Below are 26,392 nucleotides of genomic sequence, written 5' to 3' on the forward strand. Positions count from 1 at the left end.
AAAAACTATTACTCAATGATTTTCCATACATAATCTTCTTCATTAGAAGGTATATCTGATTTAATAGGTTCGGTATGAGCTTCTTCTGCAGGTAGCATTTCAAAAGAAGAAATAATTGCTCCTTTTTTATGCAACATTACATATTGCCCATCCCAAACATCACTATCTCTCAAAGTTTCATCATCCCGAATAGAATGCCATTCTTCTTTATCTTTTGTCACTCTAATTTCATAGATATCGCTTAACGCTTCATCTATTTTTTCATGATGTAAAATCGCTTCAATAATTTGTACTACTTTTACATCATTAGGAATCGCAATATCTATTTCTTCATTTGATTGCTTTATGTACGTCACAATAATCTCTTCCACGTTTATTCACCTTTTTCTATCGTGTTGTTACCAAGAAATATCTAAGTATGAAATATCATCGCTTGTCGGCGAGCACTGCGCCCTCTCAATTTCTGTTAAGACTTCCTCAAAGTTATATTGCATAAGCGACATAAGTCCGTCTGAATGAATAACTATCCGGTTTACTTCTTCTTTGGATAATATCTTTGAAAAAACCTCCAATTCGCCACCAATAATGCCACGCTGTGTAGACCATCTTTTCTCTATATTTCTCTCAAACTTCATTACATTCAAACAATCCTTCTTCTCTTGAAACAATTGTACAAATGAATCACCATGTGTAACCATCGTTACTTGTACTTTGTCTTGATTTGGAATGAGTTCTATTTTTCCACCAATAAACATAGCTTCACTACCTTGTTTTCGCTTTTCTTCCAATACATCGCGAAGTAACCACGGTGTTTCTTCTGGCAATCGAAATGCCCTTATTTCCTCTGACGCTTCTTCTTTCCACTTTTCCAACTCTTCATTTAATAGAATAGAAATATCCTGTTCCGTTTCCGGAAATGTTTCAAATAAGTTTAATAATTTCATACCAAGAAATTTCGCAGCGATTTCACCATGAAAAGACATCCCTACACCATCACATAACACAAATGTGAAATTAGTTCCATTATCTTGAAATACTAAAAAATCTTGTCCACTTTCATTTAAATCCTGTGTTTCTTTAGCTCTTACATAGCTATATTGATAAGTAAAATGTTTGCTTTTCTTTTCTTGCAATACCGTTTCTTTCTCTTGCGACAGGATATATTTCACTATACTTTTCCCTCCTATCGAACCGGCGTCGCAGCGGACATTTGAAATCCAAGTGACACTAAATCGGCATTTGTACCAGGAAACATCATCACCGCACCATCTGCAATATGAAAACCATGTTCAGTCATCATCTCACGATAGCTTTGAGGGATAGGCGATGAAAGTCTTTGCAACTTTGCGCCATACTCATCTGTAATCTCTGTATTTGGCATAATCCCTTGCCACTTCTTTATGTTAGTAATTTCGTCCTGCATAATTTCATCTGAAATAAAAATATTTTCAATTAGCACATTTCCATCAGGTACAGACATATCCATAATTCTTCGCACAATTAATTCTGGATCTTCACCAGTTGAAGCGCCGTCTGTCATATGACAGACCACAGGAGCTGGTCCATCTTGTAAATTTGGTAATTCCTTTTGCAATAACTTCTCCACTACAGAGAAAGCTTTTGCTGTATCAGTTAAGCGATGCGTTTGGATTTTTTCTAGTGGGCGCAGTCTTGCTACTTCGTCTATTGTTTTCACCCCACCCAATAGATCAAAAACATGATCGCTATAGGCTAAAATAGATAACTTATACCTTGGAAGCAAGCGACTACCTTTTGTTGAACGAAATACCATTTGGCGAATCGCTAATGATAGAGCATCCGTTACAATATCAATTCTTCTTTTTTCTTCTCCGCCTGCATCCATCATTTGATTCATTGATGCGCTTACATCCAGAAGATAGATTATGTAAGCTGGTGTTTGTTGTGTTGCTTGAGTTTGATATAACATGTTTCATACCCTTCCATACATTATTATATGAACTATTTTTATATTCATATTTTATTATAACTTATGAATTTTCTATTTCTCAATTCATTATAAAATTTTCTTGATATAATTTACATATTTTCACACAAAAAAACCATTATTCTTCCCTTTAAGTTATGTTGAAATGCACAAAACCCTTCTATTATTATAGAAGGGTTTTAATATTATGGTATAAGACGTGTACAATCTCTCGGAAAAGCACTTGCCTCTCGTATGTTTGTTAATTCTAAAAGCTTATACACAATCCTTTCTAATCCTATCCCAAAACCACCATGTGGTGGACAACCGTATCGGAATGTATCTAAATAAGATTGAAACTTCTCTGGATGTAATCCTTTTTCTTTAAAAGAAGCAAGCAACATGTCATAGTTATGAATTCGCTGTGCCCCTGATGTTATTTCTAATCCTTTATATAGTAAGTCGAACGAATCAGTAATAGACGGATTCTCATTATTCGGCATCGTATACATCGGCCTAGCTTCTTTCGGATAATGTGTAATGAAAACTAACTCACTCTTATATGTTTCCTTCACATATTTGCCTAGTAGCTTTTCACCTTCTGTATCTAAATCCCCAATTGGCGACTCTTTTCGGTATTTATTTTTCAAAATTTCTTGCGCTTCTAACAATGTAATTTTCGGTATTTCTGTAATAACAGGTACTTCTATTTGTAATAGTTGTAGTTCTTTTTCACAGTTTTTTGCTACTTGTTGAAACATATATCGTAAAACATCCGTTTCTAATTGCATCACTTCATAAAAATCATGAATAAATCCAAGTTCTACATCTAACGATATATATTCATTCAAATGACGGGAAGAATTATGATGTTCCGCTCTGTAAACAGGTGCAACTTCAAAAACACGTTCTAACCCTCCAGCTACCATCATCTGTTTATAAAACTGTGGTGATTGTGCTAAATAAGCTTCTTTTTGAAAGTATGGAAGTTTAAAAACATTCGCTCCTCCTTCTGCCCCTTGTGAAACAATTTTCGGAGTAAATATACGTGTGAAATCGTTCTCTATAAGGAATTCACTAAAGCTCTGAACGAGTGTAGATTTCACTTTAAATATCGCCGCGGTTCTCTCATGTCTTAATGATAATACCCGCTCATTCAGTAGTTGATCTAAACCAATTTGTAACTTCTTTTTATTTATTTCAAACGGAAGTGGTTCTGCGCCATTTAATATTTTCACTTCGTGAGTAAGCACTTCAACCCCTAACTCTGTTTTCGAAGTCTCTACAATTTCACCAACGACTTGAACGACACTTTCCACATCTACCTTATATCCAGCTAACTCATTTTCTAATACACATTGCATAACTCCCGATCGATCCCTTATTAATAAAAAACTAACATTACCTAGATGACGAATCTTTTTTACCCATCCTTGAAGTAATACAACCTTGCCGCCTTGCTCCGTACATTCTTTTGTGAGTGAACGCTTTATTATTGACTCCATTAATTTTCCCTCCAGTAATTTTATATTTATTTACGTTATTGTTGTCATCGTCATCATCCACGGTCACTCACCTCCTTTCAAAGAATACAAAAATCCGCCCCTATAAATAGGGACGGATTTTTCCGCGGTACCACCCAAATTGTCATAATGACCATCTTAGCCCTGATAACGGTAGGTACCGTTTGCTTTTACTAATTATCACGTTCAAAGCAACACTCACAGGTGTCTTTCCATCATGCGGTATCGCAATCTTCTCAGCAACCGATTGCTCTCTGTAGACCTTTGCATCATGTACTTTTCCTGATCCTCACTTTTTATATTTACAGAGTATTCTATCTCTTTGTTTTATAAAACGCAAGCCTTTTTAAATATATTTTGATCTTTCATATCCAATTTTGTACAATCTCCTCTAAAGCCATTCCACGTGAGCCTTTCAATAATATGATATCCTTTTTCGTTATAACTTTTAATACTTCCTCTGCTATCTTGGCTTTACTATTAAATGACTGTACTTTTCCTATATCATATTTCTTTCTCGCTTCTTCCGCTACAATTTCAGCTAACTCTCCATAAGTGAATACATATTGAATGCTCTCTTGATTTAACATTTTACCAATTTCTCTATGATATGTTTCAGCATTCTTCCCTAACTCCAACATATCCCCAATTACTATCATTTTTTTCTTATAGGCATTTAATGTCTGTAACGTTTCAATTGCGGCCTTCATTGAAGAGGGACTGGCATTCCATGCATCGTTAATAATTGTAAAACCTGTTTTAGCAGTTAAAAATTGAAAGCGCATATGAGTAATATTTACTTGTCGCAATGCTTTCTGTATTTTTTCTGTGGGGACATTATAAAATTGACCTACGGCGATTCCGACAATCGCATTTAAAATATTATGTTTTCCATGCAAGGGAACATCGTACTGTATTTTTGAATCATTTAATTTAAAATGAACACCATATTCATCTAATTGCACGTTTGTTGGCAACAAATCATTTGTATACTTTTCACTAAATGCCTTACAATTTATACTCGATAAATTCTTATTTTTCAAAAGCAATGGTTCATCACCATTATACAAACATAATCCTTCATCTTTTAATCCATCAATAATTTCTAATTTAGCCTTCGCAATTTCTTCTTTTGATCCAAGCGTCTCTAAGTGAGAATGGCCAATCATTGTAATGATCACTACATCTGGCTGTGCTATTATTGATAAGTTTCGAATTTGTCCTTTTTCACTCATCCCCATTTCAAGAATTAAAAACTCTGTATCTCGTTTCGTTTCTAAAATCGTTAACGGCAAACCGATTTGACTATTAAAATTGCCCTTTGTTTTATGCACACGATAAGTTGTATTTAAAATTGTGTTTATTATATCTTTTACCGTTGTCTTGCCATTACTACCAGTGATTCCGATTACTTTTACATTTAGCTCTTTTCGATAAAATTGTGCCAATTGTTGCAAAGCAAACAAAGTGTCATTTACAAATATAATTGCTATCCCTTTTGGCGGAGTACCGTAAGACTTTTTCCATAAGGAAGCGACAGCTCCATTATCCATTGCTTCTTTCACATAATCATGTCCATCTTTCACTCTAATAATTGGGACAAACAAATTCCCTTTCTTAATTTTCTTGGAGTCAATGCAGATACCTTGTATCTCTATATTGTGAAACGATTCTCTTAATCCTTCTCCATCTACTACCTCTTCAAGTTTTTTTAAATTCATTTGAATCAAATTATCACCTTTTTCCATTTTATTACATAAAAATTGTGTTTTTTACGCATATTAACTAACAAATTTAAAGCGAGGTGTGTATATGAAAAAAACAATAAGTTTCTTCCTCCTTTTGTTATGCCTAATCGTAGTAAATGAAACATACGCCTATTCACCAAAATCTTTACCAATCTCCCAAAACTCTGATCAATGGAAAGTGAATATTGATGAACCGAAGAACATAGGTAACAATATGCTTCAAGCTAAAGAAGATGAATTTAAAACATATCAATTTTCAGTAAAAAATGTTGGTAACAGTGAAGTATATAACGTACAAGTCGAAGTATTCCGCAACGAGCCAAAAACGAAAACGAAATATGAACTTTTCTCACGAAAGGAAAGTCGCTTAGCAAGTGGAAAAACTGGATTTGAACATACTAATTTTCCACTTGCTACAAAAGCAGATGAAGTTGATGTAATCATTACTTGGCAAGAACACCCTTTCCGCTCCATGAGAAACGGTCAAAAAGTTGAGTCTAGAAAATTTAAAGAGCATTTTGTTTTTAAAGACGAAAAAAACAACTAGAATGCGGATGAATTTACATTAGCATTCCTATAGCTTACTTTACTAGTACCAGTGCTTAAGCAAATTAAAAAGTCGTGGCTTATAAACGCCACGACTTTTTATATTAATTCGTACTAATTCCTCTTGCTGCCCAAATACGATCGATATCAGCAGCATGTTGTCCGCCATATAAAAGAGCATCTGCTTGCTTAATCGCTTTTGCTCCATCACTGAATTTAGAGTTTGGTGTTAATGACCAGTGTGATTGTAAAATAATTTTCGTTGCTACATCACGTCCAAAAGCTTGTGCCATCTCATATTGACCTTGTGCCCAAATTTCCCCATCATCATGTACCTCATTTGTAACATCTTTCGGATACACTTTATTCGTATCTAATCGGCGCAAGCACGTCGGATCTGAACTAGAATAAGCTGTCGCATCCCATTCTCCAACACATGCTTTTCCGTAGCCTGTTGTCGATACTGCATCTTCATACGTAGCACCTAAGAAGTCACCAAATCCTTCTCCCATCGCTCCGCCTTCTGCAGAACTACCAAAGCCAGGCACTTGGTTATCTTGAATTGAATGCCCGTATTCATGTGCGATAATACCAGCATCTTCTGCATCATCTACTCCGCCAGTACCAAAAGTTAAAGCTTTCGTTGTTGGAGAATAAAATGAGTTATCCGCCGTCGTTCCATTCACATTCACTTTAATAGAGCGATTATTAATATTTTTAAATCCTAACCCTTGAATGTAACGCTGTAATGTATCGATATGATAATACGACATAACATCTTCAAAGCTATCATTTGCACGTGTATAGTTAAATTGTAAATTTGTAGATTTTGTTTTTGCTTTTGAAGAAATCGTTACATACTCTCCAATTAAAAATCCTGTCCCATCTAAACCTTTTAACGTAACAGTCTTCAATTGATTCGTTAACGCTGTTGAATCTGCATCGTTATTATCTTTTAAGCCTACTTTACTACCGCTAGATACGACTGGGTTAGGTAAAAATACTTTTCCTGTCCCTTCAGCTTTTCGGTTTATATCAACCTTTTTAATTAACTTCCCATTTTCCGCATCAATAAATGTTTCCCATGCACCAAATGGATTATTAGAATGGACTACCACTTTATATACTGGACGAGCAATTCCCTCTTCCACAATATATCCGAATTCTTTCTCTGTAGGAGCCCATAAGTTTTGCTCACTTGCTTCTCCAACATACGCCATTGATTTTTGTATTGCATCTTTTTCACTAATTTTTGTCGTTACTTCCTTCACACCTTTGACGGATTGATAATCAGAAACAGCAAGTACGCCCTTTCCCTCTCCGTTAAGAGTAACTGTAATTTGTTTTGAAAATACAGGTGCACCATTAACAACTTGCTGGAACCTAACATATGAAGCTACTGACGTTTCTGTTGTAGAAATATATTGCAAGTCTGAAAGGTCTGTTTTTAATCCATACTGCGCAGCATTTTCTTTTAAATATTCAGTTGCTTTTTTCTGCGGCGAATAAGCTTCTAGCTTTACTTGCTGCTGTTTTTCCAATGCCGAAACCGTAGAAATCGTCCCCATTACTAACGGCACAGTCATTGCCATTGCCACCATTTTTTTATTAAACATAGAACCACTCCCCCTAATAAAGTAGCTCAACCTTATCCCATTACCACTAGGCAATCATTCCCCACAAAATGGGGGGATAAAAATTGAATCTACGAGTAATTCTCTATAAACAATTCTATTACCTTTCCATTTAGGTTGAGTGAAATTTTCTCAATATTTATGTATAAAATGAGAAAAATACTGTAGAAATATATTTCTACAGTATTTTATTTAGTGTGCTATGAAGAAAGACATTTACTAGAGGACCTATCGAACGGATTATGAGGAAGTTAGCCGGATAAATTTCCATCATACAAAAAGGAAGTTGGAATGATTCCAACTTCCTTTTTTCTTTAATGAGCCGCGCTTAATTTAATTCGAACTTTCGCTTCACCTAAAGATAGTTCATCGTCTTCATTCGTTAAGTGATCAAATGTAAATTGCTTAACGAGTAAATTTTCTTCCAATAAATCTTTATGGTTCGTTAATGTTCGTTGTAGCTCTTCCTCTGTATCAAGAATAACATCTACTCGTAAATTAACCGGTAAATTTAACTGCTTACGATATTCTTGAACCGCTCGAATAAATTCACGCGCCACTCCTTCTTGTAACAACTCTTCTGTTACATTCGTATCTAACATAACTGTATATTGTCCGTTAGTCGTATTAGAGAACCCTGATTTCGCAACTTTCTCTACTACTACATCTTCAGCCGTTACAACTACTTCTTCTCCTGGTGCAGTTTCGTAAACTGCTCTTTCTGTAGATACAAAGTGTTGCACTTCTTCTTTTGATAATTGTTTTAACCATCCATTTATTGCATTCACATTTTTACCAAACTTCGGCCCAGCTGTTTTAAAGTTCAACTTTAATTGATAGGACGTGTATTTCGTTTCATCGAGTTCAACATGAAACGCTTTGACATTTAGCTCATCCATGACGATATCACGATAAAATTCCCAATCCATATCATTTTCATTATGCGCTAGTAATACAAGTTCCGCTAACGGCTGTTTTACTTTTAAAGAATGTTGATTACGGTTACTTCTTCCTAGTTCAACAACTTGTAAAACAGCATCCATTTCCGATTCTAGTTTCGGCTGAAGTAGTGATTCATTTACAACTGGATAATCCTCTAAATGAACGCTACTTCCAGTTAAATTTAAATGAATATCTTCAGCGACAAACGGTGTAAATGGTGCAATTAATTTACTAATTGTCACAAGCACTTCATGAAGTGTCTCATACGCAGCTGCTTTTTCAGCATTCATACCAGATTCCCAGAAACGATTACGTGATCGTCTTACATACCAGTTACTTACTTCATCTACAAGCGCCGCGATTTCACGAGCTGCATTCGTAAATTGATAATCATCAAGTGCTGTTCCCACTTTTTTCGTTGTGCTATGCAATTTTGATAATACCCATTCATCCAATTTCGTCCGCTTTGCGTCATACGTTTCTTTCGGATTATACTCATCTAAATTTGCATATAAAACGTAGAAGCTATACACATTGACTAATGTATCTACAAATTTAAACTTTGCTTCCAGTACTGTTCTTTCCGAGAAACGTTTCGCATTCCACGGCGCACTGTCAACGAGTAGCGCCCATCTTAATGCATCTGCACCAAACTGATTTACTAAATCAACTGGATCTAGTGCATTCCCTTTACTTTTAGACATTTTCTGTCCTTCTTCGTCTAATACATGCCCTAGTGATAACACTCGTTTATAAGGCACTTTTCCTGTATATAGTGCTGATACTGCTAATAAACTATAAAACCATCCACGTGTTTGATCAATGCCTTCTGCAATAACATCCGCTGGAAACTGTTCTTCAAATAACTCTTTATTTTCAAATGGATAATGATATTGCGCAAATGGCATGGAACCACTATCAAACCAAACATCAATTACTTCTGGTGTACGATTCATTGTACTTCCGCATTTTTCACAGCAAACTTGCACTTCATCTACATATGGCTTATGCAATTCCAAATCTTCCGGTGTTTCTTTTGTACTATGCTTTCTTAAATCAGCAATGCTTTTCGGTGCGAATTGATGATCGCAACTTTCACATTCCCATACGTTTAATGGTGTTCCCCAATATCTATTTCGGCTAATATTCCAGTCCACCATATTTTCTAAAAACTTACCAAAGCGTCCATGTTTCATATGGTCTGGATACCAAGTAACAGAATCGTTATTTTGCAAAAATGTATCTTTAATTGCAGTTGTTCGGATTAACCAACTCTCTCCTGCATAATAAAGAAGTGGTGAATCACAACGCCAGCAATGTGGGTAGCTATGTTCATACTTTTCTTTATGATATAGTAAGCCTTCCTTCGCTAAATGACGAACAATATCCACGTCACAATCTTTTACAAATTTCCCTTTCAAAAATGGTACTGCTTCTGTATACTCACCTTTCTCATCTACAACATGCAAGAATGACAATCCTTCACTTTGAACGACTCTATAATCGTCCTCCCCATATGCTGGAGTGATATGAACGAGTCCTGTACCACTATCTGCCGTGACAAAATCTGCTGCGATAACGTGATAGCCATTTGTAACTTCTTTCATTGGAAATGGCGGCATATAAGATGTGTTTACTAATTCTTCACCTTTATGAACAGATAATACTTCATAGTCTTCTTTTAATACATCTTGTACACGTTCTTTCGCAACAATGTATACATGACCTTCTTGTTTCGCTTTCACGTATTCCATATTTGGATGTACAGCGAGCGCAACATTTGCTGGAAGTGTCCAAGGTGTTGTTGTCCACCCTAGGAAATATTCATTTTCACTATCTTTTACTTGAAACTTAACTGTTGCACTTAAGTCTTTTACTGTTTTATATCCTTGTGCAACCTCATGTGAACTTAGTGAAGTTTGACAACTTGGGCAGTATGGTGAGACTCTATGCCCTTTGTACAATAATCCTTTTTCATGAATCGTCCCTAAAATATGCCATACACTTTCGATATATGGATTCTCTAGCGTAACGTATGGATCATCCATATCTACCCAATAACCGATGCTTTCAGTGAATTCACGCCACTGCTTCTCATATGTGAATACACTCTCTTTACACTTCTGAATAAATGGCTCAATTCCATACTCTTCAATTTCATGTTTACCAGAAATACCGAGTTGCTTCTCAACACCTAATTCTACAGGTAAACCGTGTGTATCCCATCCCGCTTTTCGTAGCACTTTATAACCAGCCATCGTTTTATATCTCGCTACTACATCTTTAATTGTCCGTCCAAGTGCATGTCCGACGTGTGGTAAACCGTTCGCCGTTGGTGGTCCTTCATAAAATACGAAAGACTGTGCGCCTTCTCGATTCTGAATTGATTGCTCGAAAATACTTTGCTCGTTCCACTGCTTACGAATACGTGTTTCTCTCCCTACAGCTGACTCTTTTACATCTACTTTCTTCATCTACAATCACTCCTTTTGAATATTTTAAAGCACACAAAAAACCCGTCCCCATGAAGTAGGGACGGGTTTAACCGCGTTACCACCCTAATTCTATTAGCTCTTCGCTAATAGCACTTAGCAACGTACTATCATACGTGTTCTTTGTAACGGTAGACATCCGTCCGGGCTTACTTATTTCAGCCTCGGCTCCTCGGAGATGATTTTCAAATAACGTCTGCACACCGGCTTTCAGCTATACACCGGCTCTCTGGGGAACAATTCATTATTTTACTCGTTCTCGTCTTCAGATTTGTATACTTTATTAAAAGCTATTTTATGCCATTGGGCAATAAATTGTCAACTAATTCGAAATATATATTTAATTATACCCTTTTTTCACAATTCCTATACAATTATTTCTTAAATTCTTGTATTCCAGCTAATTCTTCATCTTCTTCAATAAGCTCAGCAAAGAATCCTGATTCATCCTCACGAAGAACAATTTCAAGCTCTTGCTTCGCCTCTTCAATTCTATTTAACTGTGCTAAATAACAAGCGCGATCGTATCTTGCTAACAAATCACTCGCATCTATTGTTAATACATCATTTGTTATTTTTTCTGCCTTTAGTGTTTGTCCGGCACCATGATACGAAGATGCTAAAGAAAGAAGAATTGCTGCTTCATTTGGATGATGTATAGAAGCATTTTCTAATACATGAATTGCCTCTTCAAACCTTTCTTGACTTTGATACATTTCTCCTAAAGCAAGAAACGCTCTACTTACAAACGGTGTTTGCTCCGTTAATTGTAAGGTAATCTTTTCTGCTTTTCTTTCTTCTCCTATTTTAAAGAATACTTGTGCTTGTAAAAGAAGCGTATCATAATCATCTGGTAACTCTCGAACCATTTGCTTCGTTAATTCTGAAGCATCCCGTAACATATCTTCTTCCTCACACGCCATGAAAAGATTTACAAGTTGCTTCGCTATATCGTAATCCCATTTATTTTCTAACGATATTTGCAATACATCTATCGCCTCTTTATACATCGCCACATTCTCGTAAAATAGTGAAAATCGCTGTGCTGCCATACTATTTTTTTGATTTAACTTTAACGAAATTTCATACAAATCAATGATTGTAGTAATAATCGAAATTTCTTTCGCACGGTTTTTCATACGATAAAAAGCTCTCGTAATTATGGATTTTTTCGGCTGTTCATTTTGTTGACGTTCAATCCATCTTTCCGTCACCGCAGATGCAGCATACATAAATGCCATACTTCTTTCTGCCTTCTTCACCTTTAATGTATGAAGAAAATCTCGTATGTTAGACAATTTCTTATGTTGTTCTATCGCTTTTACATACACATCAAATATTCGTTCATTATTTGCATCTTTTTGTATAACTTTCATTGCAATTTCAATTGCTTTTGCATTTCTTTTTTTCACTAACACTTTGGCATAATGATATAGAACTTCTATATGCTCACTATCTAATTGAAGTGCCTCTTCAATCTGTGCTTGTTCTTTATCTATTTCATCCATCGCTCCATACACATATGCAATCGCATCTAATCGCCATATTTCAGGTGCTTCGTCCGCTAATTGTTCTAGTTCTGTCAGTAACTCTTCCTGAAGACTCATTTCTACTGAAAGCTGTGCCAAATATTCCATATTAATATGCATCGGCTCTTCTTTCATAGCTTGAACCATATGACTTTGTTCTTTAGAACGATTTTCTTCTTTTTCATATATTTCTGCAAGCTGTAAATGCACACCTACGAAATTCTCATCAAGCTCTAAACATGTTTCATACGCTTGTTTTGCTTCCGTCAATTGCCCTAATGCCATGAGTATTTCACCAATTCGGTAATACGGTAATGCCGTTTCCTTTTGTTCTATCGCCTTATTATACCTTTTCATCGCTTGGCCGTACTGCCCAATAGATTCATATAAAATACCTGTATAACAACCGTATTCGCTTATTTCTTTTCTTTCTTTGTGTAACGTTCTTAAGAATGCTATACCTCTTTGTACAAATACCGTTCCTTTAATTCGATTCACATATTCATCTAACGCACTTGCCACATTATATTCACTCTGCTTTATACCACTCTCTAACTTAGACAAAGCTAATTTAAACCCTTCTTCATTTCCACCAAGTTCAACCTCAGCATCCCATAGAACCATTCCCGCATTCATAAGAAAATCTTGGCTCTTTTCAATTTGTTTTTCAATACCGAGAATATATTGTTTCGCTTCCTTGTATTGTTCTTTCGCCATATAAACTTGCGTAAGTCCAAAGTGAGAATAAACATCATCATGATTTTCTTCTAAAGCACGATTATACAATGTTTCTGCTTCTTCCAGACTATCATTTTGAAAATGATAGTCACCGAGTTTTACGTATAGAGGTGCCTTATCGTCACAATTCTCAATACCTTTTAATAAAATTTCTTTCGTACTTTCCTCATCCTTCAAATCAGACTCGTATATTTCCGAAAGTTTCGTATAGATGTAAGGTGCATTACTATCCAAATAAATCGCTACTTTAAGCCCTTTTATCGCTAAATGTAATTCCCCTAAATGATGCGCACATCTCGCGCGCTCATACCATACATGTGCCTCCTTTTTATTCTCTCTTAATAGGTCATTAAAAATTTCATACGCTTCTTCATATCTTTCTAAATCTATTAATATTAATCCGTGATTCGTTAAAGTGAATCTTTCTGGACTACGTTCTAAAGCAACTTGAGAAAACTGCAACGCCTTTTCAGATTGATCGATATACATGTATGATAGAGCGAGAAAACTCCAAGCAATCGGCTGATCTGCGTCTAATTGTAATGATGAACGAAAACTTGAAATCGCTTCTATATAACTTTCCTGTTCAAAAGCATATCTTCCGTTTATTAAATGATATAAAGCACGATTATTTTTCTTCTCAACACTTGTCAGCATTTGCCCGGCTTTTTCTAATTCTTGAAGGCGAATAAAGCACTGCGCACCATGCAATTTAACAAAATCTGAGTTCGGAAACTTCTCCATTAACTTTTCAATACAACATATAATAAACTCATTATCTACTTCAACATCTAAATGCTTAACTGTATATAACCACGTATTCGGATTATCACTCGTCTCTTTTAAAAATTGTACTAAGTTATGAATCCCCTCTTTATCATGTTCATCTAGATGATCCGTAAGAGAAAAAATAGATTTAAAATAATGATTTTCTTCTTCATTTAAAAATGCTAATTGCTCCTTCTTTTCTTTCGGAACAAACGTAATCGCTAAACAACCTGTGTAACGATATTTTTCTTGTAACTTACTATATTCCACAATAACTGGTTCTATAAAGTTCGGATCTTGAACATAAAAAGCTTGTAACGTATCATCATATCCAGATAGCACTTGTACATGTGAAGCATGCTCAATATCTATACTTAATAAAACAGGAATCCTTTCATCCAGCAGTCTCTTATAATTTTCCTCATTCCCTTTAAAATAACGATATTCATAACCTAATTCTTCTAAATAAGAAACAGTATCTGAAAACTTTGAGCCTGTCATATCAAAAATAAACTCTGCTATTTCATCTTGTGTACGTTTTTCTCCCCATAACTGCAACATCATTTCTAAACTTGTCGGAACACAATAATTATCCTTTTGTACAATAGGAACTATCGGTAAATGCACCTTTTTTCCATCTGGATTTTTTTCTAAATTATGATATAAAGACTCTTTTAAACTTTTTTCTTCTTTTAATAACTGTTGTAAATCTACAAGTTTATTCATTTTGTAAAGCGCTTCTGCACGTAAATGTACAAAGTAAGCTTTATACGCATGATAAGGAAGCTGATTATTTATGTTATCTATTACCGCTAACATTTCTTCATACTTCCTTAAATCTAATAAATATTTTACCTTTTCAAAATGAAAATATGGTACTTGCGGGAACTTTACAATCGCATCATCAATTAGCTGTAATGCACGTTTTTGTTCTCCTTGATTCGCATATAATTGTGATAATAAATAGGTAGATAGCTCTTCACAATCTTTATGCTGCATGCCAGCTATAAATTGTTCTTCTGCTTTCTCCCATTCACCTGTATGCATATAGACGTAGCCCCATTTATCAAATACGGCACGTGAACTGTACTCCTCTGCCTTTTGCATATAGATTAGGGCTTCTTCATTTCGTTTCATTTCCAACAAACATCGTACTAACGTAAAATATGTTTTCGCTAAAAGATCAGCTTCTATTTCTTCTTTACTTACCTCTTCTAATGAGTCTTTTAACAACTGTTCTACTTCAAGTATTTTCCGCTCATCAATTAACTCATCACAATATAAAGAGAGCGTTCTCATATTTGGGAATTTTTTGTAGGCGTAGCGAATGAGGAATGAACTGTATTGGTGCATAAGCCCTTCATCAGTAAGACGTATTAATATGTCAAACTCCTTATGTGAAGGAACACTAGCAAGCCAACTCTTCAAATAAGATAAAGTATTCTTTTCTTTTATATATGAAATTTCATTATTTATTTCCTGTAATCCATCTATAAATCTCTTGTCTTTCAAACAAGCATCTAACTGCTTAAAATCTAGCATGTATTCACCTCGAATATTTATTTGTACTGCTACTTGCTTAGATTTTACACATCATATTGTAGGTATTCAACTAAAATCTCTTATAATGGATGGTATTAATTAATATTATTCAAATTTATAACAAAATATAGTAAAAATGATTGTTTTTCTCCATATTTTGTTTAATTAAATGGAATAACGTAACATGAGGATTTTATCTTTTGGAAGCTGAACTCTGTACATAAAATTATATCGGCGATAATTCAAATATATCAGCGATTCTTTCATTTTATCGGCGATTTTCAAAATATATCGACCGATTCTTAACATATATCAGCGATTATATGTCGAATATCGACTTATCGACAATAAATGACATCCCTCGTAATATCGCTACCTTTTAACATACTATGTCACCAAATGTAATTTTCATATATCGTACATTTCCAATTGTAATGCCTCCTTTTTATATATGACATTACAATTCTCCATTTAATAAGGAGCTTCCTACACTTGAAACAATTCTAGAAAAATTTAGATTTAATAAAATAAAACTTCTGCTTTCACATTTTCTATAAAAATAAATAGGCATACATATCTACTATGATACGTATACCTATTTATTTTACATCTCCTCAGGAGCCTCTACCCCAAGTAAACGTAATCCCTCTTTTAATACAACTGTCACAGCATAAACTAATGCCAGTCTACTGTCTTTCTCTTCGCTCTCTTCCAATATACGAACATTGCCGTAGTATTTATTAAACGATTGTGCTACATCTAATACGTATTTCGAAATGATTGATGGCTCATTTTTGTTGAAGGCTGCTTCAATTACTTGTGGGAACTTATTAAGTAATTTTACGACGCTCCAGCTATGATCATCTTTTAATGCAAACGTACACGTTTCAAATTCTACACTTTCTTTTCTTAAAATAGAGCACGCACGTGCATGTGTGTACTGTACGTACGGTCCTGTTTCACCTTCAAATTTCAGCATATTTTCTAATGAGAATTCAATATTATGCATACGCTCATTTTTTAAATCATGGAAGATAACTGCGCCAGCGCCGACTTGCTTTGCTACTTCTTCTTTCTGTTTTAAGTTTGGATTTTTCTCTTCAATATTTTGTTTTGCAAGGTCTATTGCTTCCTCAAGTACTTCTTCAAGTAAAATAACTCTTCCTTTACGTGTCGACATTTTCTTACCGTCTTTTAAAATGAACCCAAACGGTATATGTTCCATGCCCTCAACCCAATTGTAACCAAGTTTTTTTAATACCGTGAAAAATTGATTAAAATGTAAACTTTGTTCTGGGCCAACTACATATAACGCTTTATCAAATGCATATGTGTTTTGACGGTATACAGCTGCCGTTAAGTCACGTGTTGCGTAAATCGTCGCACCATCTGATTTTCTAATTAAGCAAGGCGGCATTCCCTCTTCTTCTAAATTAACGACTAACGCGCCGTCAGACTCTTCAAGCAAATCATGTTCTTCTAAAATTCCAATAAAATCTTCCATTAAGTTATTATAAAAAGCTTCTCCTTGAAAATTAGTAAATTCAACACCGAGAAGTTCATAAATACGAGAAAATTCTTTTAAGGATTCGTGACGGAACCAATTCCAAAGCTCAACCGCTTCTTCATCACCTTCTTCTAATTTCTTAAACCAAGCGCGTCCATCTTCTTCTAGTGCTTCGTCGGTTTTTACCTCTTCATGGAATTGAACATATAACTTAAATAGCTCACGGATTGGATCTTCTTTAACTACTGCTTCATTTCCCCATTTTTTATAAGCCGTAATTAACTTTCCAAACTGTGTTCCCCAATCCCCAATATAATTAATTCCTACAACTTCATAACCACATTTTTCAGCAATATGTTTCAATGAATTACCTATCATCGTAGAACGTAAATGCCCCATTGAAAAAGGTTTCGCGATATTAGGAGAAGAATAATCAATAACTACCGTTTTTTCACAGCCAAAGTGATTTTGACCGTATTCTTCTTTCTCCGCTAAAACCGTTTTTAATACTGCATCACTTACAATTTCACGATTAAAAAATACATTTACGTAAGGACCAACGGCCTCTACTTTCGTAAAAAATGGATTACTTAATTTCTCCGCAACTTCCTTTGCGATAATAGCTGGTAATTTTTCATATTGTTTCGCAAGTGAAAAACATGGAAATGCCGCATCTCCGAATTCATCTTGTTTCGGCGTTTCGATTAAATCTAAAATTTGATTTTGTGTTAATTCATTTGTAAAAATATTGGATAAACTTTTTGCAAACTGCTTTTTATAATCCATACTACAACCTCCTTCATTTTTAAAACACAAAAAACTCGTCTCTAAAAAGAGACGAGTTTAAACCCGTGGTACCACCCTTGTTGTTCATTACGAACCACTTTCCCGTTTATAACGAGGACAGGGGGCCTCGGCTTACTCTACTATTCGTTCAAGAAGCATCTCCGAAGTGCGCTTCATCTTTTTCTTCCGCACTAGGCTCACACCATCCCTAGCTCGCTTTCCTTCTAAAAAAGACTACTCTCTTCATCACCGACAGTATATTTAATTAATTATTGCTTATTATACATCTTTTCAAACAATTAGCAAGGGTCAATTACACCAAAGTGAAACTTAGCACTTCTTCTTTTGTATACATGAAAATTATGTTTTTCAAATCTAGAACTACGGAAATGATCTTTCAGAACGACACGCTTTCTCGCCACACGCTTCGCTTCTGCAATTGTTTCGTCAGTAATATCATGATACAAAGCGAAGTGTTTTAATCCTTTTATTCCATCTGATTCTATAACAGTTTCTTCAAACATCGGATCAAGGTATACAACATCATAACTATTGTCTTCACATTGTGTTAAAAATGCGTAATGCTCCGTTTGCTTCACATCGATTCGTTGCATTGCCTCATCAATTTCAGAAACAGTTGAAGACCATGTTTTCAAACCATTTTCCATAATATAAGCCATATACTCATTGCCTTCAAGTCCCGTTACTTTTCCGCTTTCACCAACAATATAACTAGCTACAATACTATCTGATGCCATACCGAGCGTACAATCTAATACTGTCATTCCGCTCTCTAATTGCGTGGCTTGTACAAACGGATCATGTTCTCCGCGCATTAACCTTTTCACACGAAACATCGCTGAGTTTGGATGAAAGAAAAACGACTCTTCCGTTCCTCTCGGATAAATAGCTAATCGGTTTTTCCCTACAACAAGTACATCTTGTTCATACTGCTCATGTAGTTTATGTACTGGTATGTCATTACGTTTAACGAAAGAACGATTTAATTCTGCTGCTACCTTATTTGCGTAATCTGTCATTTCTTTGTTCGTTCTTCCTGCTGTTGTTACTATCATTGTTTCACCTCTATATAAAGAAAAGAGGGAGATTTTCTCTCCCCCTTCTTTAGCAATTCTTTTCGAAAGCTTGTTCTAAGTTCGTAATAATTTCGTCCATAGTTGCACCTTCAATTTCATGACGGTGAATGAAGTGAACAACTTCTTTTCCTTTTAATAATGCCATAGATGGTGAAGATGGAGGAATTTCTCCGAAGTATTCACGCATTTTTGCAGTAGCATCTTTATCTTGGCCTGCAAATACAGTTACAAGATGATCAGGTTGTTTTTCAGCACGAACAACTGCTTGACCTGCTGATGGACGTGCTAAACCAGCTGCACAACCACAAACAGAGTTTACAACTACTAAAGTTGTACCTGCCGTGTTTTCCATAAATTCTGTTACAGCTTCTTCTGTAGTTAACTCTTCAAACCCAGAACGCACTAATTCTTGACGCATTGGGATTACCATTTGACGCATGTATTCTTCATAAGCATTTGACATCTTGTAATCTCTCCTTCAACTTTCATTCCAAATTCATCATATCACGCTCTATTACTAGGTGCAAAAGAAAGATTACAATGATTTCATTTTTTTGTAGGGATTTCACAAACCCCTTCACGGCAATGTCCAACTGGGACAAGTTTTCTATTGTTAGCGATATAATCGTATACTTTACTTCCAAATCCAAGTACAATAGATAGTTTTATAAAAGGCACGGCAAACCAATAAGATGGAACAGCCTTTGCTAATACATGTATGCTATGAATCCCGTCATACCACTTATTATTTTTTAAAATATACAATCTTTGTTCCATCTTGCTTTGTAGTTCTTGAGAGAGTTCATACTTCTCAACTACATCTTCATCTCGAAATGAAACAAATTTCATCTTACCCTTTTTATCTAATTTTTTCGTACGTTCTGCAACCGCCGTACACATCGGGCACCAACTATCATAGAAAACAATCATACATTATTCTCCTTTACGAGACTCCGTCATTTGTTTCCATACAGAACCTTTTGCTTCTTCTCCGCCTTCAATACGCTCTAATGCTAGACGCGCTTGCATAGCTACTTCAAACTCTGGATCATCTTGCGCTGCTTTTAATGCCGGAATCGCACTTTCATCTCCAAGTTCAAATAAGAACATCGCTGCACGCCAGCGTACTAATTTACTTGAATCTTTCAGAGATTTAATCATGACGAACATTGCTGCTGGATCACCTACGTCTGATAAGCAATCGCCCGCTGTACGGCGAACACTTACTGAACGATCTAATAACGCTTTATATAATAACGGCAATACTCCATCACCTTTTACCATACCTAAATACGCTGTTGCTAAACGGCGAATCGAAACTTTTTCATCATCTAACGCCATCTTCAACACTGGAATATCTTCTTCAGTAGGATCCATTTGCTCTAATGCTGCAAAACGATTTTTCCAGTCAGCATCTTTCATCACCTCTACTGTTACTTTATATGGCTCACGCTTTTGAATCGTTACTTCAACAGCACCTGCCTGGTTTAATAATTCTTTAACTGTTTCATTTACACGTTCTTCTGAATAAGCAGCAACAATCTCTTCTACTACTTCTTTCCCGATTTCTTCAAAATTACCGTAACGTGTACTTTGTTCTACCCATTTGCGCTCTTTCACAACGTTTGGTGCAGACATTTGTACTTTCATAATTGATTCTTTAAAACGATCTGGTAAGCCAACACGTTCTTCCGATGTTCCATCTGTTAACTTTACTTGCATTGGAATTGTAAAGAACATTTGAACAAACACTTTCACTTCCCCAAAATGAGCAAGTTGTTGTTCTTCACTTTCTTCTACTACTTCTTCACCGAAAACAGCACGAACTTGTTGTAATAAAACTTTCCAGTCATACTTTGCATTTCGCTCTACTGCTAAAAAGTCGGCTACATGATATACACCTTTAATGCCTTCAATTTTCAAAATTTCTTGCACTTGCATTGGTGCTTGTTCTTTATTTTCATTTGTATAATTATTACGCGCTCCTGATGGTAATACTTCATTCAAAATAACTTTCATTGTATTTGGACTTGGCGTCGGTTCAATTGCTTTAATCTTCACGTAAAAAACTCTCCTTTATTGCGTGTTCTTAGGTGTATTGTAACATGTTCCACCTTTCTAAACCTACTCGGATGCTTTATTTTGCTGATTTCTTTCCATCATCATACTTTATCTTTCAATCTAATTGCCCCAAACCCATTGTTTAAAGTCCCATCTTATTGTGATGCGCCCTCCCGCCTTCTCTCCAAAAATGTAATGCTCTCAATCACAACTTCAGTTCTATATGTTCTCTTTCCCAGATCATCCTCGTAATTACTCGTATGAATACGCCCGGTAATTCCAACAAGAGACCCCTTCGTACAATATTCAGTTACATTCTCAGCCGATTTTCTCCAAACGACACAATTAATAAAATCTACTTGTTGCTCACCTAAACTATTTCGAAAACCTCTATTCACCGCAACACATACTCGTGCATACGCAACACCTTGCTTTGTGTAGTATAATTCTGGCTCCTTTGTCAATCTACCGATTAATACAACTCGATTCATCATAAGTTATACCACCTCACATATTTTTCTTCATTGTAAAGAAAAATGTATGAAGGGTAAAAAGCGTAAAATAATATATTTTAAAGTGAAAAATATTATTTTATATGCTGTAAAAGAAAAAAAGAAACCTTACATATATTAAACATGTAAGGTTTCAAAATTTATACTTCACTACAGGAAATGTAATATCCACCGCGAGCCATCTTTATCTCAACACGATACATTACATTTTCTAAGTAAAAAGTAATCGGTTTAACTTTACTCTCAAAATTCAATTGTTCCTGACATTCAACCGCATACCTTTCGATAGCGGAAATAATAACTTCTAATGATGGATACGTTAAAGCATCTTCTAGTTCTATGAAAAAACTTTTAGAAAATAGTTTTTTCATAATCCCTTTCTTCTCTTTCATCATATTCCATCCCCCTTCAATTCGAGTTACCAACAACCATATTATACCATTAACGAAATTACCCTGCATTAACAGGCAGTATAAGCCTCACTGATTAAAATTTCACTCTATCTTTGAAAATAAAAAAATCCTGCATTTTTCATGCAGGATTTTTTATTAGTCATTTTTCGTAAAGTAAGAAACGAAACGAAGAATTTCTAAGTATAACCAAACTAATGTAAGCATTAGTCCCATCGCAGTGTACCACTCCATATATTTCGGAGCTTGACTACGTACACCATTTTCGATTAAATCGAAATCTAGTAATAAGTTTAATGCAGCAACTACGATAACAACTGCACTAATAATAATACCAATCGTACCGCCTTGGTGAATGTACGGAACCGTTACACCAAACATGTTTAGTAGAAATACGACTAAATACATAACCATAATTCCAAGTGTTGCTGCCATCACGCCTGTACGGAATTTATCCGTTACCTTTACTACACGCGTTGCATATAACACTAACATTGCAAATAGAATTGAGATTGTTAGTAATACAGCATTTAAAACGATAGAATCGCCAAATTTCATTGTATAAACCGCTGAAATACTACCTAATACAACCCCTTCTACCGCCGCATAGATTGGTGCACCAAAAGGTGAAATACGCGGAAAGAACATAGACGCAAATGCGATGATTGCCGCAACGATTAAAGCACCAATTAATACCGGCATCTTCATCGTCCCCTGCATCATCTGTATGTATGAATAGACAGACGTTGCAAGTAGCAAGATAAGCATAATAAACGTTTTGCCTACTGTTCCGCCAATCGTCATCGCAGAAGCGCTTGCTCCCTCTTTACGGAATGCCTCTTTTTTCAACATTGGATTAGATGTTCTCATTTTTTCCCTCCTAAAATAGGTTCTACCAATAGTGTAAAGTTTTTCTCTTTACTTTTCAATATATGCAGCTTGTTTTTATTTTAATCCTTCAACGATGTCTGATAGTTCACTCCATCTTTCCATCGTTTTTTCTAGCTCTTCTTCTGTTTTTTGCTGTGCTTCAGATAATTCTTGTGCCTTTGTAAAGTCAGATCCAACTTTCGCAAGTTCTTCCCCAATTGACTCAATTTTCTCTTCTAGTTCGGCAATTGTATCTTCAATTGTTTCCCATTCACGCTGCTCTTTGTATGAAAGTTTACGTTTACGTTGTTGTTTCGGAGCTTCTTCTACTACTTTTTTCTCTTTTTGAACTTCCGCCTTCTCAATAAGTTCTTTCGTCTTTTCCATTTCTAAAAAGTCCGTATAACTACCTAGGAATTCACGCACTTCGCCTCCGCCACTAAAGATGAACAATTCATCTACTACTTTATCTAAGAAGTAACGGTCATGCGATACAGTTAAAACGACACCTGGGAAATCTTCTAAATAATCTTCCAGTACTGTTAATGTTTGTGTATCTAGATCATTCGTAGGTTCATCAAGTAATAGTACGTTTGGTTCTCCCATTAAAATACGTAATAAATATAAACGTCTTCTTTCACCACCAGATAGTTTACCAAGCGGTGTACCATGTGAGTGCGTCGGGAATAAGAAACGTTCTAGCATTTGAGATGCACCAATTACTTTTCCGTCTGTCGTATGAATAACTTCTGCAATCTCTTTAATGTATTCAATCATACGCTGATTTAAATTCATCTCTTCATTTTCTTGCGTATAATAAGCAACTTTTACAGTTTGTCCTACTTCAACTTCACCACTATCAGGAGCTAACTTGCCTGCAAGCATATTTAATAGAGATGATTTTCCGCTTCCATTCGCTCCAATGATTCCGATACGATCTCCTGGTTTCACAATATGATTAAAGTTGTGTAATACCGTTTTATCACCGAATTTTTTCGTTACATCTTTTAACTCAAGTACTTTTTTGCCAAGGCGACTCCCGCTAAGCGCAATATCAACTGACTGTTTTGCAGCTGGTCCTTCTTGACCTTTTAACTCATCAAATCGTTGAATACGTGCTTTTTGCTTTGTCGAACGAGCTTTTGCACCGCGGCGGATCCATGCTAGTTCGCGGCGATATAAGTTTTGACGTTTTGATTCTTGCGCAATTTCTTGTTCTTCACGAAGTGCTTTCGCTTCTAAAAATGTACTATAGTTTCCTTCGTAACTATATAGTTTACCATTGTCTAATTCAAAAATGCGGTTTGTCACACGATCTAAGAAATAACGATCATGGGTTACAAGTAATACCGCACCAGTATATCTTGCTAAATATTCTTCCAACCATTCAACTGTCTCATGGTCAAGATGGTTCGTAGGCTCATCCAAAATTAATAAATCAGGTGTTTCAATAAAACATTGCGCCATTGCAATACGCTTTTTTTGTCCACCAGATAGGTTTCCAACAGTTGCTGTAAAATCAGTAATTCCTAATTTCGTTAATAACGATTTTGCATTCGCATTTGCTTCCCACGCACTCATCGCATCCATACGTTGCTGCACTGCAAATAATTGTTCCTGTACTTTTTCATTACTTGGATCTTTTTCGATATTTAATAACGATTGTTCATAATCACGAAGAAGACGAATTAAAGGTGTATCACCATGGAACACTTGCTCTAATACTGTTAGTTTTTCATCAAACTCTGGCTGCTGTGATAAATAACTAATTGTATAACCACGTGAATGCGTCATATCACCTGTATCAGGAGTTTCTAACCCTGCAATAATTTTTAATAATGTCGATTTACCAGTACCGTTTACACCAATAATTCCGACACGTTGTCCTTCTGTAATACTACATGATAATCCATCAAATAACGGTTTTTCTCCGTATGATTTCGATAAGTTTTCCACAGTTAACATTTTCATATTTGTGCATTCCACTCTTTCATAAATTGTTCAATAAACTGTTCCATATAACGATGACGAACTTCAGCCTCTTGTTTTGCTGCGTTCGTGTTCATTAAGTCTTTTAGTTTTAAAAGTTTTTCATAGAAATGATTTAAAGATGGATCGTTATTTTTTCTATATTCATCTTTCGTCATCACTTCACGCGGAGGAATAGTTGGATCATACATTAATCTCCCTTTCGCTCCACCATACGCAAATGTGCGAGCTATTCCAATTGCTCCAAGAGCGTCTAAGCGATCCGCATCTTGAACAACCTTCCCTTCAAGTGACTCCACTTTGCCACCATGACCACCCTTATAAGACATGTTGGCGATGATGTGAAGAACATGTTTACTTTCCTCTTCTTCCACATGTAACTCTTCTAACCAATCAGAAACTTTTTTCATTCCTACTTCTTCACTTTCATTTAACTTCTCATCTGCCACATCGTGAAGTAATGCTGCCATTTCAATTATAAAACGATTTCCCCCTTCTTGCTCGGATAAAGAAATCGCCAGTTTATGTACGCGTTCAATATGATACCAATCATGCCCACTCGCATCTTTTTCTAAAATATGTTTTACAAAAGTAATTGTTTTTTGAATCTTTTCTTGTTTTGTCATTTTATCTTCACCCAGTTACTTATTGTAACACGCCCGCATTTTTTCATCACATATTTTCTTGTCCGCCCATACACTGGGTGGTAGGCATCATCATGAAGGAGGAATAAATATGTTCTATAATAATCAACCGCCTTATCCACAACAACCATTCTACCCTCAGCAACAAGAACAACGGTATGAAGAAAAATATGAGGAACAAGAACAACAATTCGAGCAAAACCAAGAAGCTAATTACCAACAAAACTCATTCGACACACGTCCAAATTATGAATATCCTCAAAACCCATATGCAGTACCACAAAATCAAGAACAACAATATCAACAAAATCCATACGTAACACCGCAAAATCAAGAAGATAATTATCAACAAAATCCATACGTAACACTGCAAAATCAAGAAGATAATTATCAACAAAACTCATTCGACACACGTCCAAATTATGAATATCCTCAAAATCCATATGCAGCACCGCAAAATCAAGAAAAACAATATCAGCAAAATCCATATGTAGCACCACAAAATCAAGAACAACAATATCAACAAAATCCATACGCAACTCAGCCTCAACAACCACAATATCAGCCACAAATGTATCAACCAAACTATGACGCACGTGTTTCACCACCGGCACCACAAACAATTGATCCGACACAACCACAAATTTTACCACCAGGACCAACACTCGATATTACACAACCGCAAATCTTACCACCTGGACCAATTACAGAACCAACACAACAACAAATTCAACAAGTTGTCGGTACACAGTTTTTACCTTTAAAGAAACCTGTACTAGATTTCGTAAAACCTTGGGTAGATTACGGTTTAAATGAAGCAAAACATACATCACACAAACATGCTTTAACAGAAGTTGCTGCGATTATGTTTTTAGTTGGGAAAGGATTCAATCCGACGATTGCACATTATATTGTGGAATCTTGGGAGAAGAATGAGCAGTTTTAGGGTTGTTTATTTGATAAAATATAAAAACCACAAGGGTTTCGGCACTTTTTAATATCTAGAACAAATTTTATTGAAATAATTATTTTTATAGATTTTCATACTTTTTTATATAGTACGTGAACAAAATGTGAGCAAAATGTGCGCAAATATATGAATCACATTT

General features: G+C 35.5%; 20 protein-coding genes and 3 other annotated features. Of the genes, 2 read left to right on the forward strand and 18 right to left on the reverse strand.

Features of this window, described 5'->3' with window-relative positions:
- Positions 1-8: 8 nt before the first annotated feature.
- The 5 genes from QCI46_RS17015 to QCI46_RS17035 form a co-directional block, all read right to left on the reverse strand.
- Positions 9-371 carry an EsaB/YukD family protein gene (locus QCI46_RS17015; protein ID WP_000391137.1) on the reverse strand — a complete coding sequence of 121 codons (363 nt, stop codon included), beginning with the start codon at positions 369-371 and terminating at the stop codon, positions 9-11.
- A gap of 27 nt (positions 372-398) precedes the next feature.
- Positions 399-1,172, reverse strand: a complete 774-nt coding sequence (locus tag QCI46_RS17020) for a hypothetical protein (RefSeq protein ID WP_033656038.1) — start codon at positions 1,170-1,172, stop codon at positions 399-401.
- An 11-nt stretch (positions 1,173-1,183) separates the two neighbouring features.
- On the reverse strand, positions 1,184-1,948 hold the full coding sequence (locus QCI46_RS17025) for a vWA domain-containing protein (RefSeq protein ID WP_088058533.1): 765 nt from the start codon (positions 1,946-1,948) through the stop codon (positions 1,184-1,186).
- Positions 1,949-2,151: 203 nt separating this feature from the next.
- A complete protein-coding gene (gene aspS, locus QCI46_RS17030) occupies positions 2,152-3,450 on the reverse strand; it encodes an aspartate--tRNA(Asn) ligase (RefSeq protein WP_353840956.1) in 1,299 nt (432 codons plus the stop codon).
- A 105-nt stretch (positions 3,451-3,555) separates the two neighbouring features.
- Positions 3,556-3,767, reverse strand: a binding site (T-box leader).
- A 66-nt stretch (positions 3,768-3,833) separates the two neighbouring features.
- The gene (locus QCI46_RS17035; protein WP_353840957.1) at positions 3,834-5,216 is read right to left on the reverse strand and encodes a UDP-N-acetylmuramoyl-tripeptide--D-alanyl-D-alanine ligase; all 1,383 of its coding nucleotides are present in this window, start codon (positions 5,214-5,216) and stop codon (positions 3,834-3,836) included.
- A 64-nt stretch (positions 5,217-5,280) separates the two neighbouring features.
- Between QCI46_RS17035 and QCI46_RS17040 the strand changes: the two genes are divergently transcribed.
- Positions 5,281-5,763, forward strand: coding sequence for a hypothetical protein (locus QCI46_RS17040; RefSeq protein ID WP_353840958.1), 483 nt, complete (start codon positions 5,281-5,283; stop codon positions 5,761-5,763).
- Positions 5,764-5,866: 103 nt separating this feature from the next.
- Here QCI46_RS17040 and QCI46_RS17045 read toward each other — a convergent pair whose 3' ends face one another.
- The 13 genes from QCI46_RS17045 to QCI46_RS17105 form a co-directional block, all read right to left on the reverse strand.
- A complete protein-coding gene (locus QCI46_RS17045) occupies positions 5,867-7,378 on the reverse strand; it encodes a M36 family metallopeptidase (RefSeq protein ID WP_046959291.1) in 1,512 nt (503 codons plus the stop codon).
- A gap of 332 nt (positions 7,379-7,710) precedes the next feature.
- On the reverse strand, positions 7,711-10,812 hold the full coding sequence (gene ileS / locus QCI46_RS17050; RefSeq protein ID WP_353840959.1) for an isoleucine--tRNA ligase: 3,102 nt from the start codon (positions 10,810-10,812) through the stop codon (positions 7,711-7,713).
- Between the two features lie 54 nt (positions 10,813-10,866).
- Positions 10,867-11,105: a binding site (T-box leader), on the reverse strand.
- Between the two features lie 99 nt (positions 11,106-11,204).
- On the reverse strand, positions 11,205-15,407 hold the full coding sequence (locus QCI46_RS17055; RefSeq protein WP_353840960.1) for a tetratricopeptide repeat protein: 4,203 nt from the start codon (positions 15,405-15,407) through the stop codon (positions 11,205-11,207).
- Between the two features lie 604 nt (positions 15,408-16,011).
- A complete protein-coding gene (argS, locus tag QCI46_RS17060) occupies positions 16,012-17,700 on the reverse strand; it encodes an arginine--tRNA ligase (RefSeq protein ID WP_353840961.1) in 1,689 nt (562 codons plus the stop codon).
- Between the two features lie 44 nt (positions 17,701-17,744).
- Positions 17,745-17,959 (reverse strand) — a binding site (T-box leader).
- 40 nt (positions 17,960-17,999) lie between these two features.
- Positions 18,000-18,776 (reverse strand): class I SAM-dependent methyltransferase, encoded by a 777-nt coding sequence (locus QCI46_RS17065; RefSeq protein WP_353840962.1) that lies wholly within the window; start codon positions 18,774-18,776, stop codon positions 18,000-18,002.
- 49 nt (positions 18,777-18,825) lie between these two features.
- Positions 18,826-19,260, reverse strand: coding sequence for a BrxA/BrxB family bacilliredoxin (locus QCI46_RS17070; protein ID WP_000063705.1), 435 nt, complete (start codon positions 19,258-19,260; stop codon positions 18,826-18,828).
- Between the two features lie 83 nt (positions 19,261-19,343).
- Positions 19,344-19,727: a thiol-disulfide oxidoreductase DCC family protein gene (locus tag QCI46_RS17075; RefSeq protein WP_000634876.1), complete on the reverse strand. Its 384-nt coding sequence runs from the start codon at positions 19,725-19,727 to the stop codon at positions 19,344-19,346.
- 3 nt (positions 19,728-19,730) lie between these two features.
- Positions 19,731-20,858 carry a conserved virulence factor C family protein gene (locus QCI46_RS17080; protein ID WP_353840963.1) on the reverse strand — a complete coding sequence of 376 codons (1,128 nt, stop codon included), beginning with the start codon at positions 20,856-20,858 and terminating at the stop codon, positions 19,731-19,733.
- Between the two features lie 155 nt (positions 20,859-21,013).
- Complete coding sequence (locus QCI46_RS17085) at positions 21,014-21,352, reverse strand: single-stranded DNA-binding protein (RefSeq protein ID WP_172553032.1); 339 nt, start codon at positions 21,350-21,352, stop codon at positions 21,014-21,016.
- A 158-nt stretch (positions 21,353-21,510) separates the two neighbouring features.
- Complete coding sequence (locus tag QCI46_RS17090; RefSeq protein ID WP_353840964.1) at positions 21,511-21,765, reverse strand: DUF4318 domain-containing protein; 255 nt, start codon at positions 21,763-21,765, stop codon at positions 21,511-21,513.
- Between the two features lie 153 nt (positions 21,766-21,918).
- Positions 21,919-22,650, reverse strand: coding sequence for a Bax inhibitor-1/YccA family protein (locus QCI46_RS17095; protein WP_001260655.1), 732 nt, complete (start codon positions 22,648-22,650; stop codon positions 21,919-21,921).
- A gap of 75 nt (positions 22,651-22,725) precedes the next feature.
- Positions 22,726-24,621, reverse strand: a complete 1,896-nt coding sequence (locus QCI46_RS17100; RefSeq protein ID WP_087982620.1) for an ABC-F family ATP-binding cassette domain-containing protein — start codon at positions 24,619-24,621, stop codon at positions 22,726-22,728.
- Complete coding sequence (locus tag QCI46_RS17105) at positions 24,618-25,265, reverse strand: HD domain-containing protein (protein ID WP_327960123.1); 648 nt, start codon at positions 25,263-25,265, stop codon at positions 24,618-24,620. Before QCI46_RS17105 ends, QCI46_RS17100 begins: the two co-directional genes overlap by 4 nt.
- A gap of 109 nt (positions 25,266-25,374) precedes the next feature.
- Between QCI46_RS17105 and QCI46_RS17110 the strand changes: the two genes are divergently transcribed.
- A complete protein-coding gene (locus tag QCI46_RS17110) occupies positions 25,375-26,229 on the forward strand; it encodes a hypothetical protein (protein ID WP_353840965.1) in 855 nt (284 codons plus the stop codon).
- Positions 26,230-26,392 lie beyond the last annotated feature (163 nt).

The sequence above is a fragment of the Bacillus cereus group sp. RP32 genome (genome assembly GCF_040459735.1).
GTDB classification, from domain to species: Bacteria; Bacillota; Bacilli; order Bacillales; family Bacillaceae_G; genus Bacillus_A; species Bacillus_A wiedmannii.